Raw genomic sequence first — 21,745 nt, 5'->3', positions numbered from 1 at the left:
CACCTTAAAAAAAGCGTCATACTTCTGTAATTTTGCTGTTTACGGCTTAGCTTTTTTTAGAATTTAAAAAGAAAATAATATGAATCTTTATACGGATTATCTAAACGAAATTGAAGAAAGAAAAGAACAAGGTCTTCATCCTAAACCCATCGATGGAGCAGAATTGCTTACAGAAATCATAGCACAAATAAAAGATGTAGATCATAAACATAGAGAAGATTCGCTTAAATTATTTATTTACAACACATTACCCGGGACAACGTCTGCGGCTGGTGTGAAAGCAGAATTCTTAAAAGAAATCATTTCAGGAGAATCAGAAGTAGCAGAAATCTCAGTAGATTTTGCATTTGAATTGTTGTCGCACATGAAGGGAGGTCCTTCCATGAAAGTCTTATTGGACTTGGCTTTGGGAGATGATGAAGAAAATGCAAAAAAAGCTGCCGAAGTATTGAAAACCCAAGTTTTTCTTTATGAAGCCGATACAGAGCGATTGAAAGATGCTTTTGAAAATGGAAACCCAATTGCCAAAGATATTTTGGAAAGTTATGCAAAAGCAGAATTTTTCACTGAATTACCGGAAGTTCCGGAAGAAATCAAAATCGTCACTTATATCGCTGGAGAAGGAGATATTTCCACGGATTTATTGTCCCCGGGAAATCAAGCGCATTCTCGTTCAGACCGCGAATTGCATGGTAAATGTATGATCACTCCTGAGGCACAAGAAGAAATCAGAGCGCTTCAAGCGCAGCATCCCGATAAAAGTGTGATGCTAATCGCAGAAAAGGGAACGATGGGAGTAGGTTCTTCTCGTATGTCAGGTGTAAATAACGTCGCGCTTTGGACCGGTAAACAAGCTAGTCCTTACGTGCCTTTTGTGAACATTGCACCGATTGTAGGTGGAACCAATGGGATTTCTCCGATTTTCTTAACGACAGTTGACGTGACCGGAGGAATCGGGATTGACCTGAAAAACTGGACAAAAAAATTAGATGAAAACGGAAATGTAGTCCGAAATGAAAAAGATGAACCGGTTCTAGAAGAGGTTTATTCTGTAGCTACCGGGACCGTTTTGACGATCAATACAAAAGAAAAGAAATTATACAAAGGCGATCAAGAATTGATCGATATTTCCAAAGCTTTGACACCACAGAAAATGGAATTCATCAGAGCTGGAGGTTCTTATGCCATCGTTTTTGGAAAAAAAATCCAAACTTTTGCCGCCAAAACTTTAGGAATTGAAGCACCGGTAGTTTTTGCACCTGCAAAAGAAGTTTCAGTCGAAGGTCAAGGATTAACCGCAGTTGAAAAGATTTTCAATAAAAATGCAGTTGGTGTAACACCAGGGAAAGTTTTACATGCTGGTTCAGATGTTCGCGTTGAAGTAAATATCGTAGGTTCTCAAGATACAACTGGTTTGATGACTGCACAGGAATTGGAAGCGATGGCAGCGACTGTTATCTCACCAATCGTAGATGGAGCTTATCAATCGGGTTGTCACACCGCCTCAGTTTGGGATAAAAAAGCACAAGCCAATATCCCGAAATTGATGAAATTCATGAATGATTTCGGGCTGATTACAGCACGTGATCCGAAAGGCGAATACCATTCCATGACCGACGTGATCCATAAAGTTCTAAATGACATTACCATTGACGAATGGGCAATCATCATTGGTGGTGATTCCCATACACGTATGTCAAAAGGAGTTGCATTTGGTGCGGATTCGGGAACAGTTGCATTGGCTTTGGCTACAGGAGAGGCTTCCATGCCGATTCCGGAATCTGTAAAAGTGACATTTAAAGGCGAAATGAAAGAACACATGGATTTCCGTGATGTCGTTCATGCTACGCAAGCCCAAATGTTGAAACAATTTGGTGGAGAAAATGTGTTCCAAGGAAGAATCATCGAAGTGCACATCGGAACTTTATTGGCTGACCAAGCCTTTACTTTTACCGACTGGACCGCTGAAATGAAAGCAAAAGCATCGATTTGTATTTCACAAGAAGATACTTTAATTCAATCCCTTGAAATTGCCAAAAGCCGAATTCAAATCATGATTGAAAAAGGCATGGACAACCACAACCAAGTGCTTCAAGGATTGATCGATAAGGCCAATAAAAGAATTGAAGAAATCAAATCAGGAGAGAAACCAATTCTGATGCCGGATGCCAATGCAAATTATTATGCAGAAGTAGTCATCGATTTGGACATCATCGATGAACCGATGATCGCCGATCCAGATGTGAACAATGAAGATGTTTCGAAAAGATATACCCATGATACGATCCGAGATTTGACTTATTATGGAGGTGAGAAAAAAGTAGATTTGGGATTTGTTGGATCTTGTATGGTGCACAAAGACGATTTGAAAATCGTTTCACAAATGCTTAAAAATCTAGAGAAACAACAAGGAGAAGTGAAATTCAAAGCGCCACTTGTTGTTGCTGCTCCTACTTATAACATCATTGAAGAATTGAAAGCAGAAGGCGATTGGGAATTGTTACAAAAGTATTCCGGATTTGAATTCAGCGATTTATTGCCAAAAAGCAATGCCCGAACAGAGTATGAAAACATCATGTATTTGGAACGCCCAGGCTGTAACCTTTGTATGGGGAATCAAGAAAAAGCTGAAAAAGGAGATACGGTGATGGCGACTTCTACCCGACTTTTCCAAGGACGAGTAGTGGAAGACCGTGATGGTAAAAAAGGAGAATCTTTATTGGCATCAACACCGGTGGTAGTACTTTCCTCCATTTTAGGTAGAATTCCAAACATTGAAGAATACAAAACAGCAGTTGAAGGAATTAAATTAACGAAATTCAAACCGATTTCTTTGAATTAAAATTGAAATAATTTATTCAAATTATAAATCATAAAAAGGCTTTCCCAAAAGGAAGGTCTTTTTTTATTTTCCTAAATGAATAGGTTTTATTTCGAATTAAATAGAACAGTTTTAAATAAGAATCCTTAACAATTCTTAAGCATTTTTTTCCATGAAAAATGGCTAAATTGTAGATCGCAAATTTTTAAACACAAATTTTAATAAATTAATTTATGGCTTTTGATATAGAAATGATAAAAGGCGTTTACGCCCAAATGAAAGAAAGAGTAGATGCAGCAAAATCTGTTGTAGGTCGTCCGCTGACTTATTCGGAAAAGATTTTATATGCTCACCTTTTTGATGGAACAGCATCTGAAGCTTACAAACGAGGAGAATCTTATGTGGATTTTGCACCGGATCGCGTTGCGATGCAAGATGCAACGGCTCAGATGGCTTTGTTACAATTCATGCAAGCCGGAAAACCCAAAACGGCCGTTCCTTCAACCGTCCATTGTGATCATTTGATTCAAGCCAAAGTCGGTGCAAAAATCGATTTACAAGACGCGATCAATAAATCTTCTGAAGTCTTTAATTTTCTCGAATCTGTTTCCAACAAATATGGAATCGGTTTCTGGAAACCGGGAGCCGGAATCATTCACCAAGTGGTTTTGGAAAATTATGCATTTCCAGGTGGAATGATGATCGGAACCGACTCTCATACACCAAATGCAGGAGGACTCGGAATGGTCGCTATCGGAGTAGGTGGTGCTGATGCGGTAGATGTGATGGCGGGAATGCCTTGGGAATTGAAAATGCCAAAATTGATCGGAGTCAAATTGACTGGAAAATTAAGCGGTTGGGCTTCTCCAAAAGATGTGATTCTTGAAGTCGCCGGAATTCTGACCGTGAAAGGTGGAACCGGAGCGATTGTCGAATATTTCGGTGAAGGAGCGGAAAACCTTTCTGCAACCGGAAAAGGAACGATTTGTAATATGGGAGCAGAAATCGGTGCCACAACTTCCATTTTTGCTTATGACGATGCTTCGGAGCGTTATTTGAGAGCAACCGATCGTAGTGAAATTGCAGATATGGCAAATGAGTTGCGTGATTATTTGCGTTCTGATAACGAAGTTTATGAAAATCCGGAAAAATATTATGACGAATTGATCACCATCGATTTGGATCAATTAGAACCGAGATTAAACGGACCTTTTACGCCCGATTTGATGACGCCGGTTTCCAAAATGAAAGAAATCGCAACGAAAAACGAATGGCCAACCACGGTCGAATGGGGCTTAATCGGTTCTTGTACCAATTCTTCCTATGAAGATTTGTCACGAGCTGCTTCTATTGCCCAACAAGCAGTAGACAAAGGATTGACAACCAAAGCGAGTTTTGGGATCAATCCGGGTTCAGAACAAGTTCGGTTTACAGCCGATCGCGATGGAATTTTAAAACCTTTCCAGGATTTGGATGCCGTGATTTTTACCAATGCTTGCGGTCCATGCATCGGTCAATGGGACAGAGAAGGAGCCGACAAAGAAGAAAAAAATACAATCGTTCATTCGTTTAACCGAAACTTTAAAAAACGGGCAGATGGAAATCCAAATACATATGCATTTGTAACTTCACCAGAAATGGTGGCAGCGATTGCAATTGCAGGTCGTTTGGACTTTAATCCGATGACCGATTATCTCACAAATGACAAAGGTGAAACCTTTAAATTGGAACCGCCGGTGGGTGAGGAATTGCCTGATTTAGGTTTTGACGTGGAAGACCGAGGTTATGAAAAACCGGTTGAAGATGGATCAAAAGTAGAAGTCATCATAAAACCCGATTCTGAACGATTGCAATTGTTAGAAGGTTTCCAACCATGGAGCGGAGAAAACATAGCCGGAGCGAAATTGCTCATCAAAGCTTATGGAAAATGTACGACCGATCATATTTCGATGGCAGGTCCTTGGTTGCGTTTCCGTGGGCATTTGGATAATATTTCTAATAATACTCTGACCGGAGCCGTAAATGCATTTAACCAAGAAACCAATAAAGTTAAAAATCAATTGACCGGCGAATACGGTGCTGTGCCGGACGTAGCACGTGCTTACAAAGCGGCCGGAGTTCCTTCAGTTGTCGTGGGTGATGAGAATTATGGCGAAGGTTCCTCTCGTGAACATGCAGCAATGCAACCCAGACATTTGGGTGCGGTAGCGGTTTTGGTGCGTTCATTTGCACGAATTCACGAAACCAATTTGAAAAAACAAGGTATGCTCGCCTTGACTTTTACCAATAAAGCGGATTATGATAAAATCCAGGAAGACGATACGTTTAACTTTATCGATTTGGTGGATTTTGCTCCAAACAAACCTTTGACTATCGAATTGGTGCACAAAGATGGATCAGCCGAGCAAATTACAGTCAATCATACCTACAACGAAGCTCAGATCGAATGGTTCAAAGCGGGTTCTGCATTGAATTTGATTAAAAAACAACAAGCTTAAAAATCTGATTCTATAGAATTTAAAATCCCATCGAGCTATTGATGGGATTTTTTTGCGAAAAGCTTTTGAATGTTGGGTTGTAGCAAAAAAATATTGATTTGGCTTTGTTAATGATTTGTAAACGGGAGAATTTGGCACGGATTTGTACTATATGTAATCAAATCTTTAAATTATGAACACAGTTAAATTCTTTTTAGGCGCAATAATGATCATGGCAAGTTCCGTGATCCTAGATGCACAAGTTCGATCAACCTCCGGTAATTCCGTGAGAAGTGGGTCTGAAAATGGAACCAGAACCACAACTTCTGCTCGTTCAAACGAAGACGCAACAGTCCGTCAAAATACTGGAGTTCGTCAAAATAGCAGTTCGAATTCATCTATACGTTCCAATTCAGATCAAAATCAAAATGTAAGATCCAATTCTTCCATATCTACCCGAAATGAAAAAGTCCGTACTTCGAATTCAACTTCAGTTCGAAACAATTCTTCCTCTGAATCAGTAAGAAACACAAGAAACAACGGAAGTCAATCCGTACGCAATACGACCAACACTATTAAAGTTGAAAATACACCGCGTACTCAGCGTTTCGACAGAGGAAATGTTCGATATGAAAATGGATCTACGCGTCGCGTGATTTACCACAATAACAACCATTCGAATTTTAACCACGTGACCTATAACCACTCTAATTATTATATCGATAACGGTTATTTCTACCAATACGACAACAACCGTTATTTCAGAGTGATGGCGCCGATTGGCTACTATATGAACACTTTGCCGATGGGTTATACCACCATTTATTTGAGCGGAAATCCATATTATTATTACAACGGTACCTATTACAATTATTACAACAACAACTATTATGTGGTAGAACCTCCGGTTGGGGCGATTGTTTACGCTTTACCGGCTGATTATGAGAAAGTTTACATCAACGGAAATCGTTACTACGAATATTTCGGAGTACTTTATCAAAAGATCAATTATTATGGACAACGTGCTTATCAAGTCGTAGGTTACATCAATTAGACCATAATTTTCATTCATAAATTGAGCCCGGCCAAATGGTCGGGTTTTTTATGATTGCGAATTCATCTTCATTGATTTTCTCGTTCTGATGCCCAAAAGCAAATAACTCATTAGCCCAAAAAGAACAGCAGAAATGATGGCCAAAGAGAAACTGCCAACGACATATTCACTCAAATGTTGGCTGACGAATTCTTTATAAGAATCAAACGCATCCCACTGAAATGGTGGAAGTGCAGGTTTTCCCAATAAAAAACTCCCGATTTTAAGCGAAGCATAAATGATAAATGGAATCAATGGCGGAATGCTCACATTTGAAAATGCAAAAGCAATCAACTTATTGAGTCGTAATGCAAAAGCTAAAAATAGAACAATCAAAGTTTGAAATCCCCAAAATGGCGACAATCCGATGAAAACGCCCAAAGCCACAGAAAGTGCTTTTTTTTCCTTTGAATCTTCACTATGCAAAAGATCTTCCAGGAAAAATCGTTTAAATCCTTTTTCTTTAAAGGTTCGGAAATAATCGCGGGGTTTGATATAAAGAAGCGCAATAAAAACCAACCAGGTATTCAACAAACTAATTCTCGTAAAATCCTTAAATGGACGGAAATGCGAAACCCTTTCCGATTCGTCGTACAAAACCTGAATGGGTACATTTTTTACCGGAATCCCGGCCCAAGCCGCTTTGACGATGACTTCGATTTCAAATTCAAATTTTCGGGTGAAATATTTGAAGTTTTGCATCCGTTTGATTGGATACAATCGAAATCCCGATTGCGTATCTTTTAGGCGAATTCCTGTTTCAAACCAATACCAAAAAGTCGAAATACGATTCCCAAAACTGCTTTTTTCCGGAATTCCTTCCTGACTCATATTTCGATCACCGATTAACAGTGCTTCCCCATTTTTTTCAATTTCGTCTAAAAAAAGCGGAATATCTTCCGGAAAATGTTGTCCGTCCGAGTCGATGGTAATGGCATAATCAAAACCCTGTTTCAGCGCTTCTTTAAATCCGATACGCAAAGCCATTCCTTTTCCACGATTTTGGGGTTGATGAATTACCGAAATATTTGGATAATTCCTTAAAATTTCTGTTGTAGAATCCGTTGAACCATCGTTTACTACGATAATTTTTGAAGTGAATTCAAGGGTTTTATCCAACACTCTTTTGAGCGTTTTTTCATTGTTGTAAGTGGGAATGATGACACAATAATGGATAGTTGAGAGGGTATTTGGTTGCATTGGTCATGGACTTATTTCGAGAATTCGGCAAAATAACCATTGATCATTTTTACCAAATCTTCATCTTTAATCGAATTTAATTTGGATTGAATAAATTTTTTGTCCGACTCAATTTCTCCGTTGTATTTGAACATTTTGGGTAAGTTTTCCTGAATGGACAATCGCACCAATCTGGCTTCCACGTTATCCGGTTCATTTTGAATTGCTTTTTCCACCAAATTGATTCCGGCTTTCACTTTGTCTTTTCTGTCCAGCAAAGGCTCATAGCGCGCCAAAAGCGTTTTTCCTGCACCTTTATAGGCGAGCAAAGCTGCGTTTGAATCTGAGTCAGAAACATTTTTTACCTTTTCATAAAAAGCCTTGGCAGAGGCTTCTGACTTGGTGGCTTCTTTGTAAGATTTGCGTAATTCGGCAGTTTGACCAAAGATTTGGAATGAAAAAAATAAAGTTGTGAAAATAAATAGAATGGCTTTCATGTTAAATTTTTTTAAAATTCCCTCCAAATTTCAGTGCCGAATTTCCTTCAATTGAAACCGTCGCTTTTATGGAAATTTCATCCGATTCATTGGTTTCAAAAGACAAATCAAACCGAACATCTTCGTTTTCTTCGGGATTGATGATGGCCATAAACTTCACATTTCGTGCCGTTTTCAGCATCAAATTTTTACCCAAATGTTTTTCACTCAGTTCTTTGATGATTTGCATAGTGCAAACACCAGGTGTAACCGGATGATTGGGAAAATGCCCTTTGAATATTTCATGCGCTTTGTTGATTTTTACCATGACTGAAATACCATTTTCTAGGGTTTCTGAATGCTGAATTGTATAAAAATCGTTTAAAAGCATCATGTTTTTATTTTTTGTTCATATGAAATTTATAAGCAATCCCAAATTGGAATACTTGATTCAATCTTGAGTCTTGATCAGAATCCCAATTGATGAAATTCATCACATCTTGAATTCCTTGTTTGTATCGGGCTTCCAATGTCAACCCAAAAGGTAAATCATACCCCAAACCGCCGACTATTGCCATGTCAAATGGTTGCGCATCTGTATCACCGATGTAATTTCCATCTTCATCATAAATTTCGCTGTCTGCCCAATCTGAAAAAGTATCGTTCACTTTAAAATTAAATTCCGGACCGGCCAGAAGATGTAATCCATCAACCAAATACAATTTATTGATGACGCCCAACGTAAAATACGTCAATTGCAAATCCTCGTTTGAATTATAAATTTCTGTGGAACCTTGCATGGAAAATCCCATTTCTGGTTGCAAAGCATACCGCTCCGAAAAATGAATCCCAAACGCAACGCCACCATAAGCACCCATATAGGAATTACCATCGAGATTGCTCACATTGGCCATGTTAATTCCTGCTTTTGGTCCCAACCAAAGTTCAGTTTGTGCATGAGAAAAAGTAAAGACCGATAAAAAAAGGCCGAGAAAAAATAGGTTTTTCATGAATTGGATTCAATTATTTGAAAGCAAATGTAAGTAAATTTTTATTGGGAGTTTCCCGTGAGAAATTTCAATTTCAGGAATTAAATTCTCCGTTTCTTTCAAATTGATTTGGGCTTTTTCTTTCGAATAAGCCAGTATTATTTTTTCCAAATTCTCATCAGCATTCAAATGAAAATAAACCGATTTGTTCTGGATTTCTTGTTTTGCTTTTAGAATCGTCCAATCAGAATATGAAAAACTTTTTTCAATTTCATTTTCTTCTGAAAACAACAAAGAAAAATCAGTTTCCAGCATCTTCAAAATGATTTTTCGTTTCAATTCATCGATCGCATCATTCAATTTCATTTTCCGATTGATCAATTCAAAATCCATCATTTTTCCCCCAAATTCATTCAGAAATGCAAAACGGAAATGATTCACATCCAACTTCTTCGCTACCAAAATTCCTCCAAAATGCTTTCCATAAGCTTCAATTGAAATTTTAAAGGAATGCTCTTGAAAATCAGTTAAATAACCAGGTGTGAAACTTTGAATCGCATTTTCTTTTTCTACAAATCCATCCGAATAGGAAGCACAAGAAAAAAACAAAAGAATACTACTTAAAAGCAAATTTATCCTCAGGAACTGTCGCATTTTTCTTTTGATTGGAGAATTCGATTAAAGTATAATCCAAACTCGGTTCGATCGTTTTGATCTTTTTCAACAAATAGGTTTTTCCGTCAAATGTCAAATCGATTTGTTGGATGTATTTTTTGATGGTTTTGTCGATCGGAAGCATTTTCGCTAAGAAGTTGGAGCCTGACTTTGCGTATGAAATTTTAAATTTCGTTTCATCTAGAACATTTGCGCCTTGAACTGTTCCGAGCATGATTTTATTTAAATCTTTGAGCAATTTGCTTTTGGACAATTCGGTTTCTTTTTTCTTGCCGTTGTCATTGACAAACATTTTTTCGTTGTTGAAAATCACATAATAATGAAATGGAGTGGTGTATTCCCAGCGGATTTTAGAATTGGCTTTGTAAAACAATTTTCCGTTGGACTTCACGTCGTTTTCCATAAAATCCAAATGTTTGGTTTGGACGAAATCGCTCTGCAAAGATTTCAAATCAGCAGTTGCCGCATTGATATTGGATTTAAGCGTTTTGATTTCAGACGAACTCAATTGCGCTTGGGCGAAAACACCAATTAGCATGAAAAAGAAAAATAGTTTATTCATCGTTTCTTTCATTTACCGTTACAAAAGTATAGTTTTTACGCTCTAACTCAGGCAATAATTGCTCCAAAATCGGAAGGATGTTTTCATGTCGGTCATGCAATAATAGGATCGATCCTGCTTTGGTTTCTCGTAAAATTTTCTGCACAACTTTTTGCGGATTTTTTGTGGATGTGTCAAATGAACGGACATTCCAGCCGATGACCAAATGCCCAGTTTCTCTAATTGCTGCTGCCAAATGTGGCGTGGTTACCCCATAAGGCGGACGGAAAAATTTTGGTTTTTCTCCAGTAATTTTCTGAATTTCAAAATCTGTTGCTTCAATTTCTTTGATCCATCCTTTTTTGGATTTGAAATCGATGGTTTTGGAATGGGAAAAACTATGATTTCCTATTGTATGTCCTTCATCCTTAATTCTTTCGACTATAAAAGGATTGTCTTTTACGTTTATGCCAATGAGAAAAAAACTGGCTTTTGCTTTATGATTTTTCAATAAGTCTAAAACTTGTGGTGTATAAATCGGATGAGGCCCATCATCAAAAGTCAAGGCTATTTTCAGTTCATTTGTGTTGATTGAGTGAACAGCTTGAATGAAAAAATTCCATTGGATTTTGGAACAAGCAATGGCTAAAAAAACCAAGGGCGGTAAAATTCCAATCAAAATAAAATACCATGGAAAATCAAGAAATAGAAAGATCCCGGCGATGAAAAACGCATCAAAAATCAGCATATAAAAAATCAATTTTTTCTGCATTTCCTTTTGAATTTTCATGCGAAATTAGTTTTATTCAAATTAAGTTGAATTCTTCAATTAAGCTTCAACCAAAATCAAACCATGGTTTTTCCCTTTTCGCTGGTTGTAGATTAAAATTCTTTTGTAAGCATCTTTTTTTAATTCATTCTGATGAAGAATTTCTGGAACTTCTTGTTGCTCCATTAGCTTAAAAGCCGTTTCAACAGCCAAAGAACTGACTGTGTCAAATTCGCCATAAATATTCTTATAAACCAATTCCGGCGTGTGTTTGAAGATAGAATCGGACAATTCTTCATAGATTCCATCATATTGATCATCTCCATTTCTTCCCAAAATCACCGCATCCAAATCTGAAACTTCCAGATCATTTTCTTTCAAAAAATTGAGAATGAAATCACTTGGATTTTCAACTTCAAAAACAGTTTTCAGACCGAGGATTTTCCCCAAAGCATTTTCATTTTTCACTCCGGAAGCCACAAAAAAAGCAGCTCCTTCGCTGACGATTTCACCATCTGATTTTTGATTTAAATCGATCGGAATTTGAGGACTTTTACTATTTAACCAACCTAAACTTGCCCAGAATTCAGTTGTTTGTTCGCTGATTTCGTCCAGTCCACCGATTAAAATTATTTCGTCCGGATGTTCATTTACATACAATTGCGCATCCAATAAGGCTGACTCAAAGGAATTGGAATTGTTGGTGTAGGTCATATTATAGCCTTTACAACCTAAAGCCAGCGCAACAGTTGCTGCAGCCATATTATGCGTAGATTGAATAAAAGGAGTCGGATTCAGCATTCCACCCTCATTTTCCCAAAGCGCTTCCACAAACTTTTCTGAATCTTTCAAACAACCTTCTCCGGTTCCGGTTATGACGGCTTCTATTTTCGGATTTCCGGCATTTTGAATCGCTTTTTGAGCAGAATAAACCGCCATGCGCATGCTTTTTCCCATTCGCCGCAATTGCAAAGCCGGAACGAATTCTTTGTAATCAGGGTCAATGGCTTTGATTCCATTTTCGGAATAGTTGGAAATTTCTTCAAAGAAATAATCGTCCTGAAATGTCGGTTGAATGGAGATGGAACAAGAACTGTAAATATAAATGGGTTTCATTTTAATTCTTTTCAAAAATTAAACTGCTACAATTTCCGCCAAATCCCAAAGAATTCGATAAAACAGTTTTGATTTCTTTTTTCTTGATTTCGGTTTCTGGTTTTAAGCCAAATTCTTTCATCGGATTTTTCCAATTCAAATTTGCAAAAACACATTGGTTTTTTATAGCTAAAAGGGAAAAAACGGCTTCTACCGCTCCAGCTGCGGCTAAAGTATGTCCGGTAAAAGCTTTGGTCGAACTGAAATCAGGAACATTTTTAAAAATTCGTTCCAAGGATTTTCCTTCTGACAAATCATTGTTGGGCGTTGCGGTTCCGTGTGCATTTACATAATCGATTTCTTCCGCTTTCAAACCGGCGATTTCCAATGCGGTTTTCATGGCCAAAAACGCACCTTCACCATCATCGGACGAAGCAGTTTGGTGAAAAGCATCGTTGGCATTTCCATATCCTGAAAGAAATCCTAGAATTTCTTTCCCTTTGGCAGATTCCTCTGATTCCAACACGATATAAGCTGCTGCCTCACCGAGATTCAATCCTTTTCGATTGTCGTCAAAGGGTAGGCAATGTTCGTCCGAATAAATCATCAAAGATGAAAATCCATTGATGGTAAATGCTGATAATGAGTCTGTTCCTCCAACCACTGCGCGGTCAAGTATTCCGGCTTTGATCATTCGGGCGCCGAGCATAATTGCATTGGCAGCCGACGAACAAGCGGTGCTGATCGTTGTGATATAATCTTTGATTCCGAGGGTTTTAGCAATTTGTTCGGCGTGAATACCACAGTTTTGGGCCGGGATGAATTTTTTGTTTTCGTCCGATTTAAGAAAATCGAAATAGAATTTTTCCGTTGCGTCCATTCCGCCCACTGTTGTTGCAGAAATGAAACCGGTTTTTAATCCGTTATTCAAATTCAATTTGGCAGAAATGATGGCTTCTTTTGCAGCAGTTAACCCGAGTAAAGTGCTTCTGGTAAAGGCTTCATCAGAATTTAAATTCAATTCGGAATAGAATTCTTCATTGGATTTTAAGATTTCGCCAACCAATTTTTCTTGATGAATCAAAGGATCGGGAACCGAGTATTTCTTAATTCCGTGCTGATTTCGTAGCAGAGAATTTTCGTTCTCAGCCACATTGTTTCCGATGGCCGAAATTATACCCATTCCGGTAATGGCAATCGGTTTTTGTTTCATTATTTCGTTCGGTTTGCTTCGATGTAATCGGCCATGGTTTGAACGGTTTCAAACACTTTTCGGCCTTCTTTTGGGTCAGCGAGTTTGATGCCATAAGATTTGTCCAATAAAACGATCAATTCCAATGCATCGATGGAATCCAATCCCAATCCGTCACCGAAAAGTGGTGTATCGTCTTGTAAATCATCGATTGTGATGTCTTCAAGGTTCAACTGGGTTATGATTTTTTCTTTTAATTCTTGTTTTAAGTCACTCATTTTGTTTGGTATAAATTCGTAATATTTTCTATGGTGTGTTTAGTATCTCCTTCTTTTTCAATTAAATAGATAAGGATGTCCAAATTATTTTCATCGGCTTCTATCCAACCAGCCAATACTTTTTCGGCATGTTTTTCATCCAATGTTGAATCGGTATAACTGGCCAATTTTTCCGCTGAAAATTTGTCAAATATAAGGAAAAGATTCTCACTAAAAAGTTGATGGTGGATGCTGATTTCACCCAAAGCGATATTGGGCAAGGTATAGACGAAAACCGCCGGACTGGCCGTTGATTCTTTATCGTATATGGATTGGGCATGTTTTTCGTCAGAGGCCCAACTGGAAGTTTGATTGGAAAAAATCAAAGCGGTATCGGATTCGGATAATTTTTCTTTTTTCGAAATAAATTCGGTTGCCAGAAAAGCCGCTTTGCAAAGCAAATCCATTTTGAAAAATTTGGGATAATTGGCTTCCGATTCCCGATACATTCGTTTCAAAAAATCACCAACCGATTCGTCGGAATTTCGAAGAAGGATGGTCTGATCATCAGAAATCAGTTTTTCGTTAGTGATGCGGCACCAAGATTTGATATAATTCATCGGAAAATAATTCGTGGTCAAATATAATTGAATTCTAAATTTTGACGATTTTTCAATGGGTCAAAATTTGAATGAATTAAAAAATAGTCCTAAATTTCAATGAAAATTTTGTTTCATGATTCTGCTTTTCAAAAAGATTCGATTTCCTTTTTTTGCATTGGTTTTATTCAGTTTTTTTCAATGTACGACTTCATTTGCGCCTCGTTTTGATGAAATGATTTTTCAGGAACTCAGTACTTCTTCAGAAGAAGTTTTGTCGTTTTTTTCTATGATTGAAAATGGGACAAAAGTCAATTCTTTTGAAAATCGGGAAGCAAATTACAATCAATTGATCGGGAAATTTGAAGCTTTGGAATTGAAAACCCGAGCGAGACCCATTCCTGCCAAATCAGTGTTGGAAAAGGTAAACCATTCATTGGAATTAAGAAATGGAACCGAAATTACCGGCGATTATCCAAGCGCTTTTGCAATGGGTGAAATCGCCAAAACCCTAAAAATGATGAAAAAAACCGATGCGCAAGAAGGGTTGAAAATCAAAACCATTCAGGTGTTTAAAAACCAAGTTTTGATTTATTTGGACCAAGCGCTGACGTATGAAAACTTTTTGAACCGATAATTATGACCTTAGAATTAAGTAATCTTTTGGCGGAAATTAAAACCGCAACTTCCGACATTTTGGACAAAGATCTTTCAAAAGTTCGGGGATTCAGCAAGCGACAATTGAAAGCCATCGGCGTCCAAACTTTGTTGATCAAAGAAGGTGTGGATTCTGGTGAGATTTCCGGTGAATTACAAACATTTTTTGAGGAAAGTTTGAAAAATATGGTGACCAATTTTGTCAATACACTCAAAGGAATTACGGCTGTGATTCTCGAAAAAGTTTGGAATGCGGTTGTAGAAATTTTATGGAAAACGATTGGTTTTCTGATTTGATTAAACTTTTTTGAAAACCGTAGCAATATTACTTCCGCCAAAACCTGAAGCCGTTTTCAGAAAGGCTTTCAATTCTTTTTCTTCCGTTTTTTGAATGATGTTGACGGGATAGGTCGTTCCTTGATTTTCAAATCCATGGGATTTAATCAATCTGTTGTTTTTCAAGGATTGGATGCCAATAATCGTTTCGAGAAGTCCGCTTGCTCCCAATGTATGTCCGAAATAACCTTTTAAACTATTCGTTGGAATATTCAGTAAACCGGCTCTGTGAAAGGCGATGGATTCCATTTCGTCGTTGTAAGGTGTGGCGGTTCCATGCGCAGAAATATAGTTGATTTCGATGTTTGCATATTCCATTGCTTTTTGTATGCTTCGAAATAATCCTTCGCCCGTTCTTGACGGGCCCGAAATATGATTGGCATCGTTAAAAGTACCGCAACCCAAAATTTGAATCGAATTTTCGGTTGTTTTTTTTGTCAAATAAACCGCGGCGATGGCTTCTCCCAAATTGATGCCAACACGGTCGCGGTCAAATGGTCTGCAAATGGCGTTACTTACAGCTTGAAAAGACTCAAATCCTGACAAAATGAATTTCGAAACTTCATCGGCACCGATGACAACTGCGTTTTCAAATTGATCATTTTGTAAATTTCTTCTGGCGAATTCTATTGCCAATGAGCCTGAAATACAAGCATTGGAAACGATTTGAATCTTGTTTTTTAATCCGAAATAGGATTCAATTTTTTGGGTCAATGAAGTTAATAATGCGCGATCCTTTGAGAAATTGGAATTCGGATTTTCCAAAACCGAAATATTTCCTTTGGTCGAAGAAAGGACAAAAAGCGTTTTATCTGAAACCCGAACCGAATTCTGTTCCATCAGATTTTGCAGACAGAGAACAATCAGTTTTTCCAGTCGGGTATAGGATTCATCCAAATTTAGATTAGAAAACCATTCGTCTTGCTCCTCAATTAGCGAAGCAAAAAATTCGATGTCCGATAATTCCGAATTTTTATGGTTTTTGACGGCGGTTTCGCCTGATTTGATTTTTTCAAAGGCTAATTTGCTTCCGATCCCGAAAGGTGTAATCAATGAATTTGCTGAGATGAAAATGTCTTTCATATAGGATTACAAAACTAATTGTTTTACCACAAGGATCACGAAGTTTTTTCACGAAGTTTACAAAAACAATTGTAGAAAAAGCAGAATTAAATTAAATTATTTTTCCGTTTCCAGTCCTCAAAAAACGGAGGATTGGATAAAAACAATTCGCTTTTTTCTTGATCGGTAAACACCTGAATTGTTTCGCCGGTAGCGACCAATTCTTCTTTTTCATTGAAGATTTTGTAGGTGAAATGAAGTTTTGCAGCGAGTTGGTTGTGATGAGTGGTTTCAATGCTCGCCCAATCTCCATGCCGCAACGGCAATTTATAATCGACCGTGCATTTTACAATCGGCGCAAAAAGTCCGGCGTTTTGAATGTCTTTGTAAGAAATCCCAAATTCCTCCCCAAATGCTTCCCGACCATCTTCCAGATAGGTTACATAATGCCCGTGCCATACGATGCCAAGCGGGTCGGTTTCGTTAAATCGGACTCTGAATTTTGAAGTGTGTGTGAGCATTTTTTAATTGATTCGTAAAATTAGTATATCTTGATTGTTTCAATTTTGAGAATTTCGTAAATCATACTTCGAACGTCAAATCACATTGTTTCGTTTGTTGATCCAAACTGAAACTGCAAAAGTTCCTACAAAAAACAAAAACAATAAGCCCAATTCTTTTGCAATGTCAACCAAACTTCCATTCCGTAAAATGATGTCATAAAATGCTGTAATTCCCCAGTTCATAGGCGAATAAACCGCTACTTTTTGCATGATTTCGGGCATCAGGTAAACCGGCACCCAAATCCCGCCGATTGCCGATAAAATGATCGTGAAAATCGCACCAAACGGTGCACTTTGTTCTTGGGTTTTCATCACAGTACCGATTAAAATCCCCAATCCAATCGCTGCTAACGAGGAAAATATAACGATTGCAATCATCGGAAGCAATTGTGTTCCAGGTGAAAAGGCCAATAATCCGAGTTTTGGAAATAAAAATCTTGCGATCAACAACATTACGAAAAATTGGATCAAACAAATGATCAAATAAGTGATGATTTTGCCTGAAACGATGGTCGCATAGGAAACGGGACTGGTCCTGATGCGGATGATGGTGCCCAGGTTTTTTTCTTTGACGATGTTGATACCCAACGGAACGATGATAAAGAAAATCCCAAAGAGAATCCAAGCGGGAACGTTGTGCTGAACCGTGTTTGGGACGATACCGTCATTTCCTTTTTGGGCGATGATTTCGTCAAATTGAATGGCACTTTCGCTCATCATGCTTCCTTCGGTTTCGATGCCCATTTGGTCTTCAAAAACGGTATAGATTTTTTTGGATTCCAATTTTGAAATCATTTTTTCGATGTCATTTTTAACCGAATTCCGAAAGGTTTCACCTACCGCCGGATCAAAATAGAGTTTAATTTTGGCTAAATTTTCAGGCTCGATATTTTCAGTTGAATTCGAATTGGTAGAATCGGTTTCTTCCATGGAAAATTCCGCCAAAATCTTCTCCACATTTTCATTGATTTTTTCTTCTAAATTGGCAGAAAGTCGTTCCGGAATGACCAGTGCGATTTGGTACTTTCCGTCGCTGACCAATTGTCTTGCTGTTGGTTCATCGATTTTCTGGTTTTTCCAATTTTGAACGAGTTCTAGGGAAGCTTCGTTTTGGATGTTTTCTTCGATGGTTTTTCCCAATTCGCCTTCGTCTTGATTGACCAAAATGATCGGCATCACCAAATTTTCAGCTTCTTTGAAAGTGCTTTGTTGGATCAAAGTGATGGTAATCAATAAAATGGACGGCATGATGAATAAAATACCAAGTCCACCCCAATCTCTGATCAGCAGCAACATTTCTTTTTTTATGGAAGCCAGTAATTTATGCATCGTTACGGATTTGGTTACCGGTTAATTCTAAAAAGACTTCTTCCAGATTTGTAGCAGGCTGAACTGAGTTGATCAATTCTTCAGCAGTTCCTTGCGCTAAAATTCGTCCTTTGTCGATAATGGAAATTTGGGTACAGAAATTTTGGGCTTCGCTGAGATGATGGGAAGTGTAAATAATGGTTGTCCCTCCGGTGTTCAATTCTTCTAAAATCGATAGGATTACTTCTCTGGATTGGATATCCACACCTACAGTTGGTTCGTCGAGAAATAAAATTTCCGGGTTGTGGAGGATTCCGGTCAAAAGGTTAATCCTGCGCTTCATTCCGCCAGAAAAATCTTTGATCGGACGGTTTCGGTAGTCCATCAAATTGACTTTTTTCAATCCGGATTCGATTCTATTTTTTAAATCCTTTCCTTTCAAATTGTATAAACTTCCAAAAAATTCCAAGTTCTCAAAAGCCGTCAATGTCGGATACAGTGCATATTCCTGTGGAACCACACCCATTTTTTTTTGGATTTCAGTTGGATTGGATTGGAAGTTCAAATTGTTCAAGGATATTTTACCGGAAGTTGGTTTCATCAGTCCGCACATCATAGAAATTAAAGTAGTTTTTCCAGCGCCATTTGGGCCGAGAAGTCCAAATATTTCACCTTTTTCTATGGTCAAATTTAAATCTTTTATGACGTAGGTTTTCTTGCCGTCATAGGATTTGTTCAGGTTTTGACATTTTAATGCTTCCATCTGTTGCGAAAGTAAAAAAGTTTGGAGAAAGTACAATGAAATAGTAAGAGGTAAAAATTTGAATATTTTCAGAAAATAATTATTTAACACAATTTTTTATTATTTTGAACCAAATAATAATGTACAATTAGGATTATGAACTTAAAATCTTCTATTTCAGCTTTTTTATTTCTTGCAGCAAATCTTGTTTTTGCCCAACAAAACCATTACAAAGAAACCATTGATAGTGTCTTACATTATTTTCAGGAAAATCATGCATTTTCCGGAAGAGTGACCATAGAAAAGAATAACGAAGTGTTGTATGATGGCGATTATAATCTATTTGGGAAAGGAAAGGGAAACTATAAAGTTGGTTCAGTTACCAAAATGTTTACGGCAGTTTTAGTCTTTCAATTGATAGAAGAAGAGAAACTAAAATTAGAAACTCCTTTAAGCGATTTCTATCCGGAAATCAAAAATGCGGATGAAATTACGATTGGGAATTTACTGTCACATACGAGTGGGCTATATGAGATTTTGGGATGGGATGAATATTATCTGACCCGAAACCAATCGTTCTCAAAAGAACAACTTTTGAAGTTGATTTTAAATGGCAAACCGGAATTTAAACCAAATAAAGACTGTTCATACAGCAATTCCAATTATTTGTTGTTGGGATTTATTTTGGAAGATGTTACAGAGAAACCCTATGCAGAGTTGGTAAAAGAAAAGATATCGGATCAAATTGGATTGAAAAACACCTATGTAGCGGTTAGTGGAGGCAATCAACCCACTTTGGATTCATATATTTTTGATGGAGAGGATTGGGTAAAAGATGTGAGTTCAGATCCGAGTTTACCCTTTGCCGCTGGATCAATTGTTTCCAATAATGAAGATCTCATCCAATTTTTAAAAGCTTTGTTTGAGGGACAATTGATTTCGCAAACTTCTTTGGATCAAATGAAAACTTTGAAAAGTAAAACGATAGGACACGGGCTATTTAATGCTCCTTTCTATGAAAAAACTGCTTGGGGACATACCGGAAGAATTGACGAATTTAAAACTGCAGCTTTTTATTTCCCTGAAGAAGATTTGACTTTGGTCATTACGATGGATGCCGGAAGAGTTGGAATTAACGATATTGCATTACCGGTTTTATCAAAGTTCTATGGAAAGAAATACAATTACCCGGAATTCTATCATTCGGAAATAACCGAACCTGATTTTTCTGTATTTGAAGGAGACTATAAAATAAAGTTGGCAGGCATTATTTCAGTCGGTATTATGCGAATTAAAAAAGCCAAAAATAATTTCCTTTTTATGACCGAGGTACACGATGGAAAAGAAAGCGAATGGGTTTTATTGGAACGAATGGACGAAAACACTTTCTATTCCAGAAGGGCAAATGCAAAACTTGAATTTTCGTTTGATAAGAAAAACGAAACAGATAAGATCACATTGGAGCAGGGAAAATTTAAGATAAGCGGAGTTAAAATTGATTAAATTTTGAAGATTTAAACCGCCTTCCTCAACTCCTGAAAAAACATTCTCTCCCGTTCAGCCAATCCCAAAAGTTGGTCAGAAAGTTTATCGTAAATATCGGTTTCTTTGCTTCGGTTTTTGTAAACACGGGAAATATTCAGTGCGAAATCTCGCCATTCGTCACCGATTTCGGTCATTTCTTTGGAGAGCTCTTTGAGTTTCGGGTTGTTGAGAATTTGCGAAGCTTCTTCAAGGAAAGCAGCATAAATAAAGCGAAATCCGCCACCTCCTGTGCCGATTTCCTCTTGCATTCTCACCAATTGACCCAAATAATGATTCGTTTTTTTCGCACCAATTTTCTTCGGCCATTTTTTGATGTTTTTGGCTACCCATTTCATCGCATTTACACCCACAATCGGTACTGGAGCGAGCATATCACGACAAGTTTTGTTGATACCTTTTTTGATGGCCTTTTCCCAATCGTATTGTGTAGGTACGCTTTCCAGATAATACAAATGTCCTTTTGGTGGCAAAGCACCTTTTGCGAATCGTACTTTTCCCAATTCTTTGTCAGAAAGTGAAGTTGTAGTGTCCATCACCGGATCGCTGATCAGGTAACGGTTTTCTTCTTTTCCATATACGACCAAATTATGCGCATTAAAATGAAAACGGTATTCGTCCGGGAAATAAGTCAAATGGTAAACCCCAACTTGCAAACCGACCGGAATGCCTTGGTTGAGTTTTTCATCGAGTACTTTTTGGGCTTCCTTTTCTGAATTGAATTTTTTATGGATCACTTTGATACCCAATTGCTTGGCAAATCTTCTGAAAATGAATCCGGGCATTGGCCGATAACTAAATCCCGGTGCGAAATTTACCTTTAGAAAAGGCAAATACACAAAAAATAAGCCTGCGCCAATTCCGAAAACCAAAGGTTCAGAAACTTTTATGCCTTTGTGGTTCATTAAATTTGAAATCACGCCATTTTCACAATGGGCAGATTGTTGGTGTTGAAAATCAATTTGCATCAATCGGGTTTATAATTTTTTAATTCTTCTAGAGAAATTTCAAATACGTCAGCGTATTTTTTTAGGGTTTTATTGGACAATTTTTTGAATCGTTTGGGATTAAAATGTCGTTTCACAAACCAACGATGAATGCCCGCATAACTTGCTAGTACGGAAATGTCCATGCGGTGAACTTCCATAAAATAGGCGAGTGAACTGATTTTTCCTTCGGCAATTTCTTTTTTGGTTTGATCGATTCTTTCTTGAATCAATTCCATGGATTCGTCTAGCGCAGCCGATTTTACATTCCATCCTGAACTTTGAACCGTCGTATAATTCCCATTCTCATCCACCGCATAACAAAGCTCGTGAATGTCTTTTTTAGAAAGACTTCCATCATCTTGTGGTACTTGATCTTTTTTCAT

Annotated in this window: 23 protein-coding genes; 6 read left to right on the top strand and 17 right to left on the bottom strand. The window is 37.7% G+C overall.

What is annotated here, in order from left to right:
• Window positions 1-79 precede the first annotated feature (79 nt).
• The 3 genes from HU137_RS03290 (at window position 80) to HU137_RS03280 (ending at window position 6,352) form a co-directional block, all read left to right on the top strand.
• Window positions 80-2,842 carry a bifunctional aconitate hydratase 2/2-methylisocitrate dehydratase gene (locus HU137_RS03290; protein WP_182042378.1) on the top strand — a complete coding sequence of 921 codons (2,763 nt, stop codon included), beginning with the start codon at window positions 80-82 and terminating at the stop codon, window positions 2,840-2,842.
• Between the two features lie 212 nt (window positions 2,843-3,054).
• Window positions 3,055-5,319, top strand: coding sequence for an aconitate hydratase (locus tag HU137_RS03285; RefSeq protein ID WP_182042377.1), 2,265 nt, complete (start codon window positions 3,055-3,057; stop codon window positions 5,317-5,319).
• Window positions 5,320-5,491: 172 nt separating this feature from the next.
• Window positions 5,492-6,352 carry a DUF6515 family protein gene (locus HU137_RS03280; RefSeq protein ID WP_182042376.1) on the top strand — a complete coding sequence of 287 codons (861 nt, stop codon included), beginning with the start codon at window positions 5,492-5,494 and terminating at the stop codon, window positions 6,350-6,352.
• Between the two features lie 48 nt (window positions 6,353-6,400).
• Here HU137_RS03280 and HU137_RS03275 read toward each other — a convergent pair whose 3' ends face one another.
• The 11 genes from HU137_RS03275 to HU137_RS03225 are packed head-to-tail and all read right to left on the bottom strand — an operon-like array spanning window position 6,401 to window position 14,184.
• The gene (locus HU137_RS03275; RefSeq protein WP_182042375.1) at window positions 6,401-7,591 is read right to left on the bottom strand and encodes a DUF2062 domain-containing protein; all 1,191 of its coding nucleotides are present in this window, start codon (window positions 7,589-7,591) and stop codon (window positions 6,401-6,403) included.
• A gap of 11 nt (window positions 7,592-7,602) precedes the next feature.
• Window positions 7,603-8,067, bottom strand: coding sequence for a hypothetical protein (locus HU137_RS03270; RefSeq protein ID WP_182042374.1), 465 nt, complete (start codon window positions 8,065-8,067; stop codon window positions 7,603-7,605).
• Between the two features lies 1 nt (window position 8,068).
• On the bottom strand, window positions 8,069-8,440 hold the full coding sequence (locus HU137_RS03265) for a hotdog family protein (protein WP_246361469.1): 372 nt from the start codon (window positions 8,438-8,440) through the stop codon (window positions 8,069-8,071).
• A gap of 4 nt (window positions 8,441-8,444) precedes the next feature.
• The gene (locus HU137_RS03260) at window positions 8,445-9,056 is read right to left on the bottom strand and encodes a porin family protein (protein WP_182042373.1); all 612 of its coding nucleotides are present in this window, start codon (window positions 9,054-9,056) and stop codon (window positions 8,445-8,447) included.
• 9 nt (window positions 9,057-9,065) lie between these two features.
• The gene (locus HU137_RS03255; protein ID WP_182042372.1) at window positions 9,066-9,689 is read right to left on the bottom strand and encodes a hypothetical protein; all 624 of its coding nucleotides are present in this window, start codon (window positions 9,687-9,689) and stop codon (window positions 9,066-9,068) included.
• Complete coding sequence (locus HU137_RS03250) at window positions 9,652-10,272, bottom strand: LolA family protein (protein ID WP_182042371.1); 621 nt, start codon at window positions 10,270-10,272, stop codon at window positions 9,652-9,654. Before HU137_RS03250 ends, HU137_RS03255 begins: the two co-directional genes overlap by 38 nt.
• Entirely contained in the window at window positions 10,265-11,041 is a 777-nt protein-coding gene (locus HU137_RS03245) for a polysaccharide deacetylase family protein (protein ID WP_182042370.1), read from the bottom strand. The genes HU137_RS03250 and HU137_RS03245 overlap by 8 nt, the downstream gene beginning before the upstream one ends.
• 39 nt (window positions 11,042-11,080) lie before the next feature.
• Window positions 11,081-12,136: a beta-ketoacyl synthase N-terminal-like domain-containing protein gene (locus HU137_RS03240; protein ID WP_182042369.1), complete on the bottom strand. Its 1,056-nt coding sequence runs from the start codon at window positions 12,134-12,136 to the stop codon at window positions 11,081-11,083.
• A gap of 1 nt (window position 12,137) precedes the next feature.
• Entirely contained in the window at window positions 12,138-13,328 is a 1,191-nt protein-coding gene (locus HU137_RS03235) for a beta-ketoacyl-[acyl-carrier-protein] synthase family protein (protein ID WP_182042368.1), read from the bottom strand.
• Window positions 13,328-13,585, bottom strand: coding sequence for a phosphopantetheine-binding protein (locus HU137_RS03230; protein ID WP_182042367.1), 258 nt, complete (start codon window positions 13,583-13,585; stop codon window positions 13,328-13,330). The genes HU137_RS03235 and HU137_RS03230 overlap by 1 nt, the downstream gene beginning before the upstream one ends.
• A complete protein-coding gene (locus HU137_RS03225; protein ID WP_182042366.1) occupies window positions 13,582-14,184 on the bottom strand; it encodes a 3-oxoacyl-ACP synthase in 603 nt (200 codons plus the stop codon). The genes HU137_RS03230 and HU137_RS03225 overlap by 4 nt, the downstream gene beginning before the upstream one ends.
• 115 nt (window positions 14,185-14,299) lie before the next feature.
• Between HU137_RS03225 and HU137_RS03220 the strand changes: the two genes are divergently transcribed.
• On the top strand, window positions 14,300-14,800 hold the full coding sequence (locus HU137_RS03220) for a hypothetical protein (protein WP_182042365.1): 501 nt from the start codon (window positions 14,300-14,302) through the stop codon (window positions 14,798-14,800).
• A 2-nt stretch (window positions 14,801-14,802) separates the two neighbouring features.
• On the top strand, window positions 14,803-15,117 hold the full coding sequence (locus HU137_RS03215; RefSeq protein WP_182042364.1) for a hypothetical protein: 315 nt from the start codon (window positions 14,803-14,805) through the stop codon (window positions 15,115-15,117).
• Here the strand turns inward: HU137_RS03215 and HU137_RS03210 are convergent, their stop codons facing one another.
• From HU137_RS03210 to HU137_RS03195, 4 genes are all read right to left on the bottom strand, one after another.
• Entirely contained in the window at window positions 15,118-16,239 is a 1,122-nt protein-coding gene (locus HU137_RS03210) for a beta-ketoacyl synthase N-terminal-like domain-containing protein (RefSeq protein WP_182042363.1), read from the bottom strand.
• An 86-nt stretch (window positions 16,240-16,325) separates the two neighbouring features.
• Window positions 16,326-16,739 (bottom strand): acyl-CoA thioesterase, encoded by a 414-nt coding sequence (locus HU137_RS03205; RefSeq protein ID WP_182042362.1) that lies wholly within the window; start codon window positions 16,737-16,739, stop codon window positions 16,326-16,328.
• Window positions 16,740-16,814: 75 nt separating this feature from the next.
• Window positions 16,815-18,110, bottom strand: coding sequence for an ABC transporter permease (locus tag HU137_RS03200; protein ID WP_182042361.1), 1,296 nt, complete (start codon window positions 18,108-18,110; stop codon window positions 16,815-16,817).
• Window positions 18,103-18,852: an ABC transporter ATP-binding protein gene (locus HU137_RS03195; protein WP_182042360.1), complete on the bottom strand. Its 750-nt coding sequence runs from the start codon at window positions 18,850-18,852 to the stop codon at window positions 18,103-18,105. Before HU137_RS03195 ends, HU137_RS03200 begins: the two co-directional genes overlap by 8 nt.
• A gap of 135 nt (window positions 18,853-18,987) precedes the next feature.
• On the opposite strand from HU137_RS03195, the gene HU137_RS03190 reads away from it, so the two are divergent.
• Entirely contained in the window at window positions 18,988-20,334 is a 1,347-nt protein-coding gene (locus tag HU137_RS03190) for a serine hydrolase domain-containing protein (RefSeq protein WP_182042359.1), read from the top strand.
• An 11-nt stretch (window positions 20,335-20,345) separates the two neighbouring features.
• Here HU137_RS03190 and HU137_RS03185 read toward each other — a convergent pair whose 3' ends face one another.
• Both HU137_RS03185 and HU137_RS03180 read right to left on the bottom strand, forming a co-directional pair.
• Window positions 20,346-21,341, bottom strand: coding sequence for a BtrH N-terminal domain-containing protein (locus tag HU137_RS03185; protein ID WP_182042358.1), 996 nt, complete (start codon window positions 21,339-21,341; stop codon window positions 20,346-20,348).
• Window positions 21,341-21,745: a helix-turn-helix domain-containing protein gene (locus tag HU137_RS03180; protein ID WP_182042357.1), complete on the bottom strand. Its 405-nt coding sequence runs from the start codon at window positions 21,743-21,745 to the stop codon at window positions 21,341-21,343. Before HU137_RS03180 ends, HU137_RS03185 begins: the two co-directional genes overlap by 1 nt.

The organism is Moheibacter lacus, from assembly GCF_014042165.1.
GTDB lineage: Bacteria > Bacteroidota > Bacteroidia > Flavobacteriales > Weeksellaceae > Moheibacter > Moheibacter lacus.
This window is presented reverse-complemented; position numbering and strand designations above follow the sequence as displayed.

Excerpts from the sequence above, each read along its gene's own strand:
- HU137_RS03265 (WP_246361469.1), bottom strand. The coding sequence starts at position 8,440 with ATGATGCTTTTAAACGATTTTTATACAATTCAGCATTCAGAAACCCTA.
- HU137_RS03255 (WP_182042372.1), bottom strand. The coding sequence starts at position 9,689 with ATGCGACAGTTCCTGAGGATAAATTTGCTTTTAAGTAGTATTCTTTTG.
- HU137_RS03215 (WP_182042364.1), top strand. The coding sequence starts at position 14,803 with ATGACCTTAGAATTAAGTAATCTTTTGGCGGAAATTAAAACCGCAACT.
- HU137_RS03190 (WP_182042359.1), top strand. The coding sequence starts at position 18,988 with ATGAACTTAAAATCTTCTATTTCAGCTTTTTTATTTCTTGCAGCAAAT.
- HU137_RS03210 (WP_182042363.1), bottom strand. The coding sequence starts at position 16,239 with ATGAAAGACATTTTCATCTCAGCAAATTCATTGATTACACCTTTCGGG.
- HU137_RS03200 (WP_182042361.1), bottom strand. The coding sequence starts at position 18,110 with ATGCATAAATTACTGGCTTCCATAAAAAAAGAAATGTTGCTGCTGATC.
- HU137_RS03240 (WP_182042369.1), bottom strand. The coding sequence starts at position 12,136 with ATGAAACCCATTTATATTTACAGTTCTTGTTCCATCTCCATTCAACCG.
- HU137_RS03195 (WP_182042360.1), bottom strand. The coding sequence starts at position 18,852 with ATGGAAGCATTAAAATGTCAAAACCTGAACAAATCCTATGACGGCAAG.
- HU137_RS03180 (WP_182042357.1), bottom strand. The coding sequence starts at position 21,745 with ATGAAAAAAGATCAAGTACCACAAGATGATGGAAGTCTTTCTAAAAAA.
- HU137_RS03260 (WP_182042373.1), bottom strand. The coding sequence starts at position 9,056 with ATGAAAAACCTATTTTTTCTCGGCCTTTTTTTATCGGTCTTTACTTTT.
- HU137_RS03225 (WP_182042366.1), bottom strand. The coding sequence starts at position 14,184 with ATGAATTATATCAAATCTTGGTGCCGCATCACTAACGAAAAACTGATT.
- HU137_RS03185 (WP_182042358.1), bottom strand. The coding sequence starts at position 21,341 with ATGCAAATTGATTTTCAACACCAACAATCTGCCCATTGTGAAAATGGC.
- HU137_RS03235 (WP_182042368.1), bottom strand. The coding sequence starts at position 13,328 with ATGAAACAAAAACCGATTGCCATTACCGGAATGGGTATAATTTCGGCC.
- HU137_RS03275 (WP_182042375.1), bottom strand. The coding sequence starts at position 7,591 with ATGCAACCAAATACCCTCTCAACTATCCATTATTGTGTCATCATTCCC.
- HU137_RS03245 (WP_182042370.1), bottom strand. The coding sequence starts at position 11,041 with ATGAAAATTCAAAAGGAAATGCAGAAAAAATTGATTTTTTATATGCTG.
- HU137_RS03230 (WP_182042367.1), bottom strand. The coding sequence starts at position 13,585 with ATGAGTGACTTAAAACAAGAATTAAAAGAAAAAATCATAACCCAGTTG.
- HU137_RS03280 (WP_182042376.1), top strand. The coding sequence starts at position 5,492 with ATGAACACAGTTAAATTCTTTTTAGGCGCAATAATGATCATGGCAAGT.
- HU137_RS03270 (WP_182042374.1), bottom strand. The coding sequence starts at position 8,067 with ATGAAAGCCATTCTATTTATTTTCACAACTTTATTTTTTTCATTCCAA.
- HU137_RS03220 (WP_182042365.1), top strand. The coding sequence starts at position 14,300 with ATGATTCTGCTTTTCAAAAAGATTCGATTTCCTTTTTTTGCATTGGTT.
- HU137_RS03205 (WP_182042362.1), bottom strand. The coding sequence starts at position 16,739 with ATGCTCACACACACTTCAAAATTCAGAGTCCGATTTAACGAAACCGAC.
- HU137_RS03285 (WP_182042377.1), top strand. The coding sequence starts at position 3,055 with ATGGCTTTTGATATAGAAATGATAAAAGGCGTTTACGCCCAAATGAAA.
- HU137_RS03290 (WP_182042378.1), top strand. The coding sequence starts at position 80 with ATGAATCTTTATACGGATTATCTAAACGAAATTGAAGAAAGAAAAGAA.
- HU137_RS03250 (WP_182042371.1), bottom strand. The coding sequence starts at position 10,272 with ATGAATAAACTATTTTTCTTTTTCATGCTAATTGGTGTTTTCGCCCAA.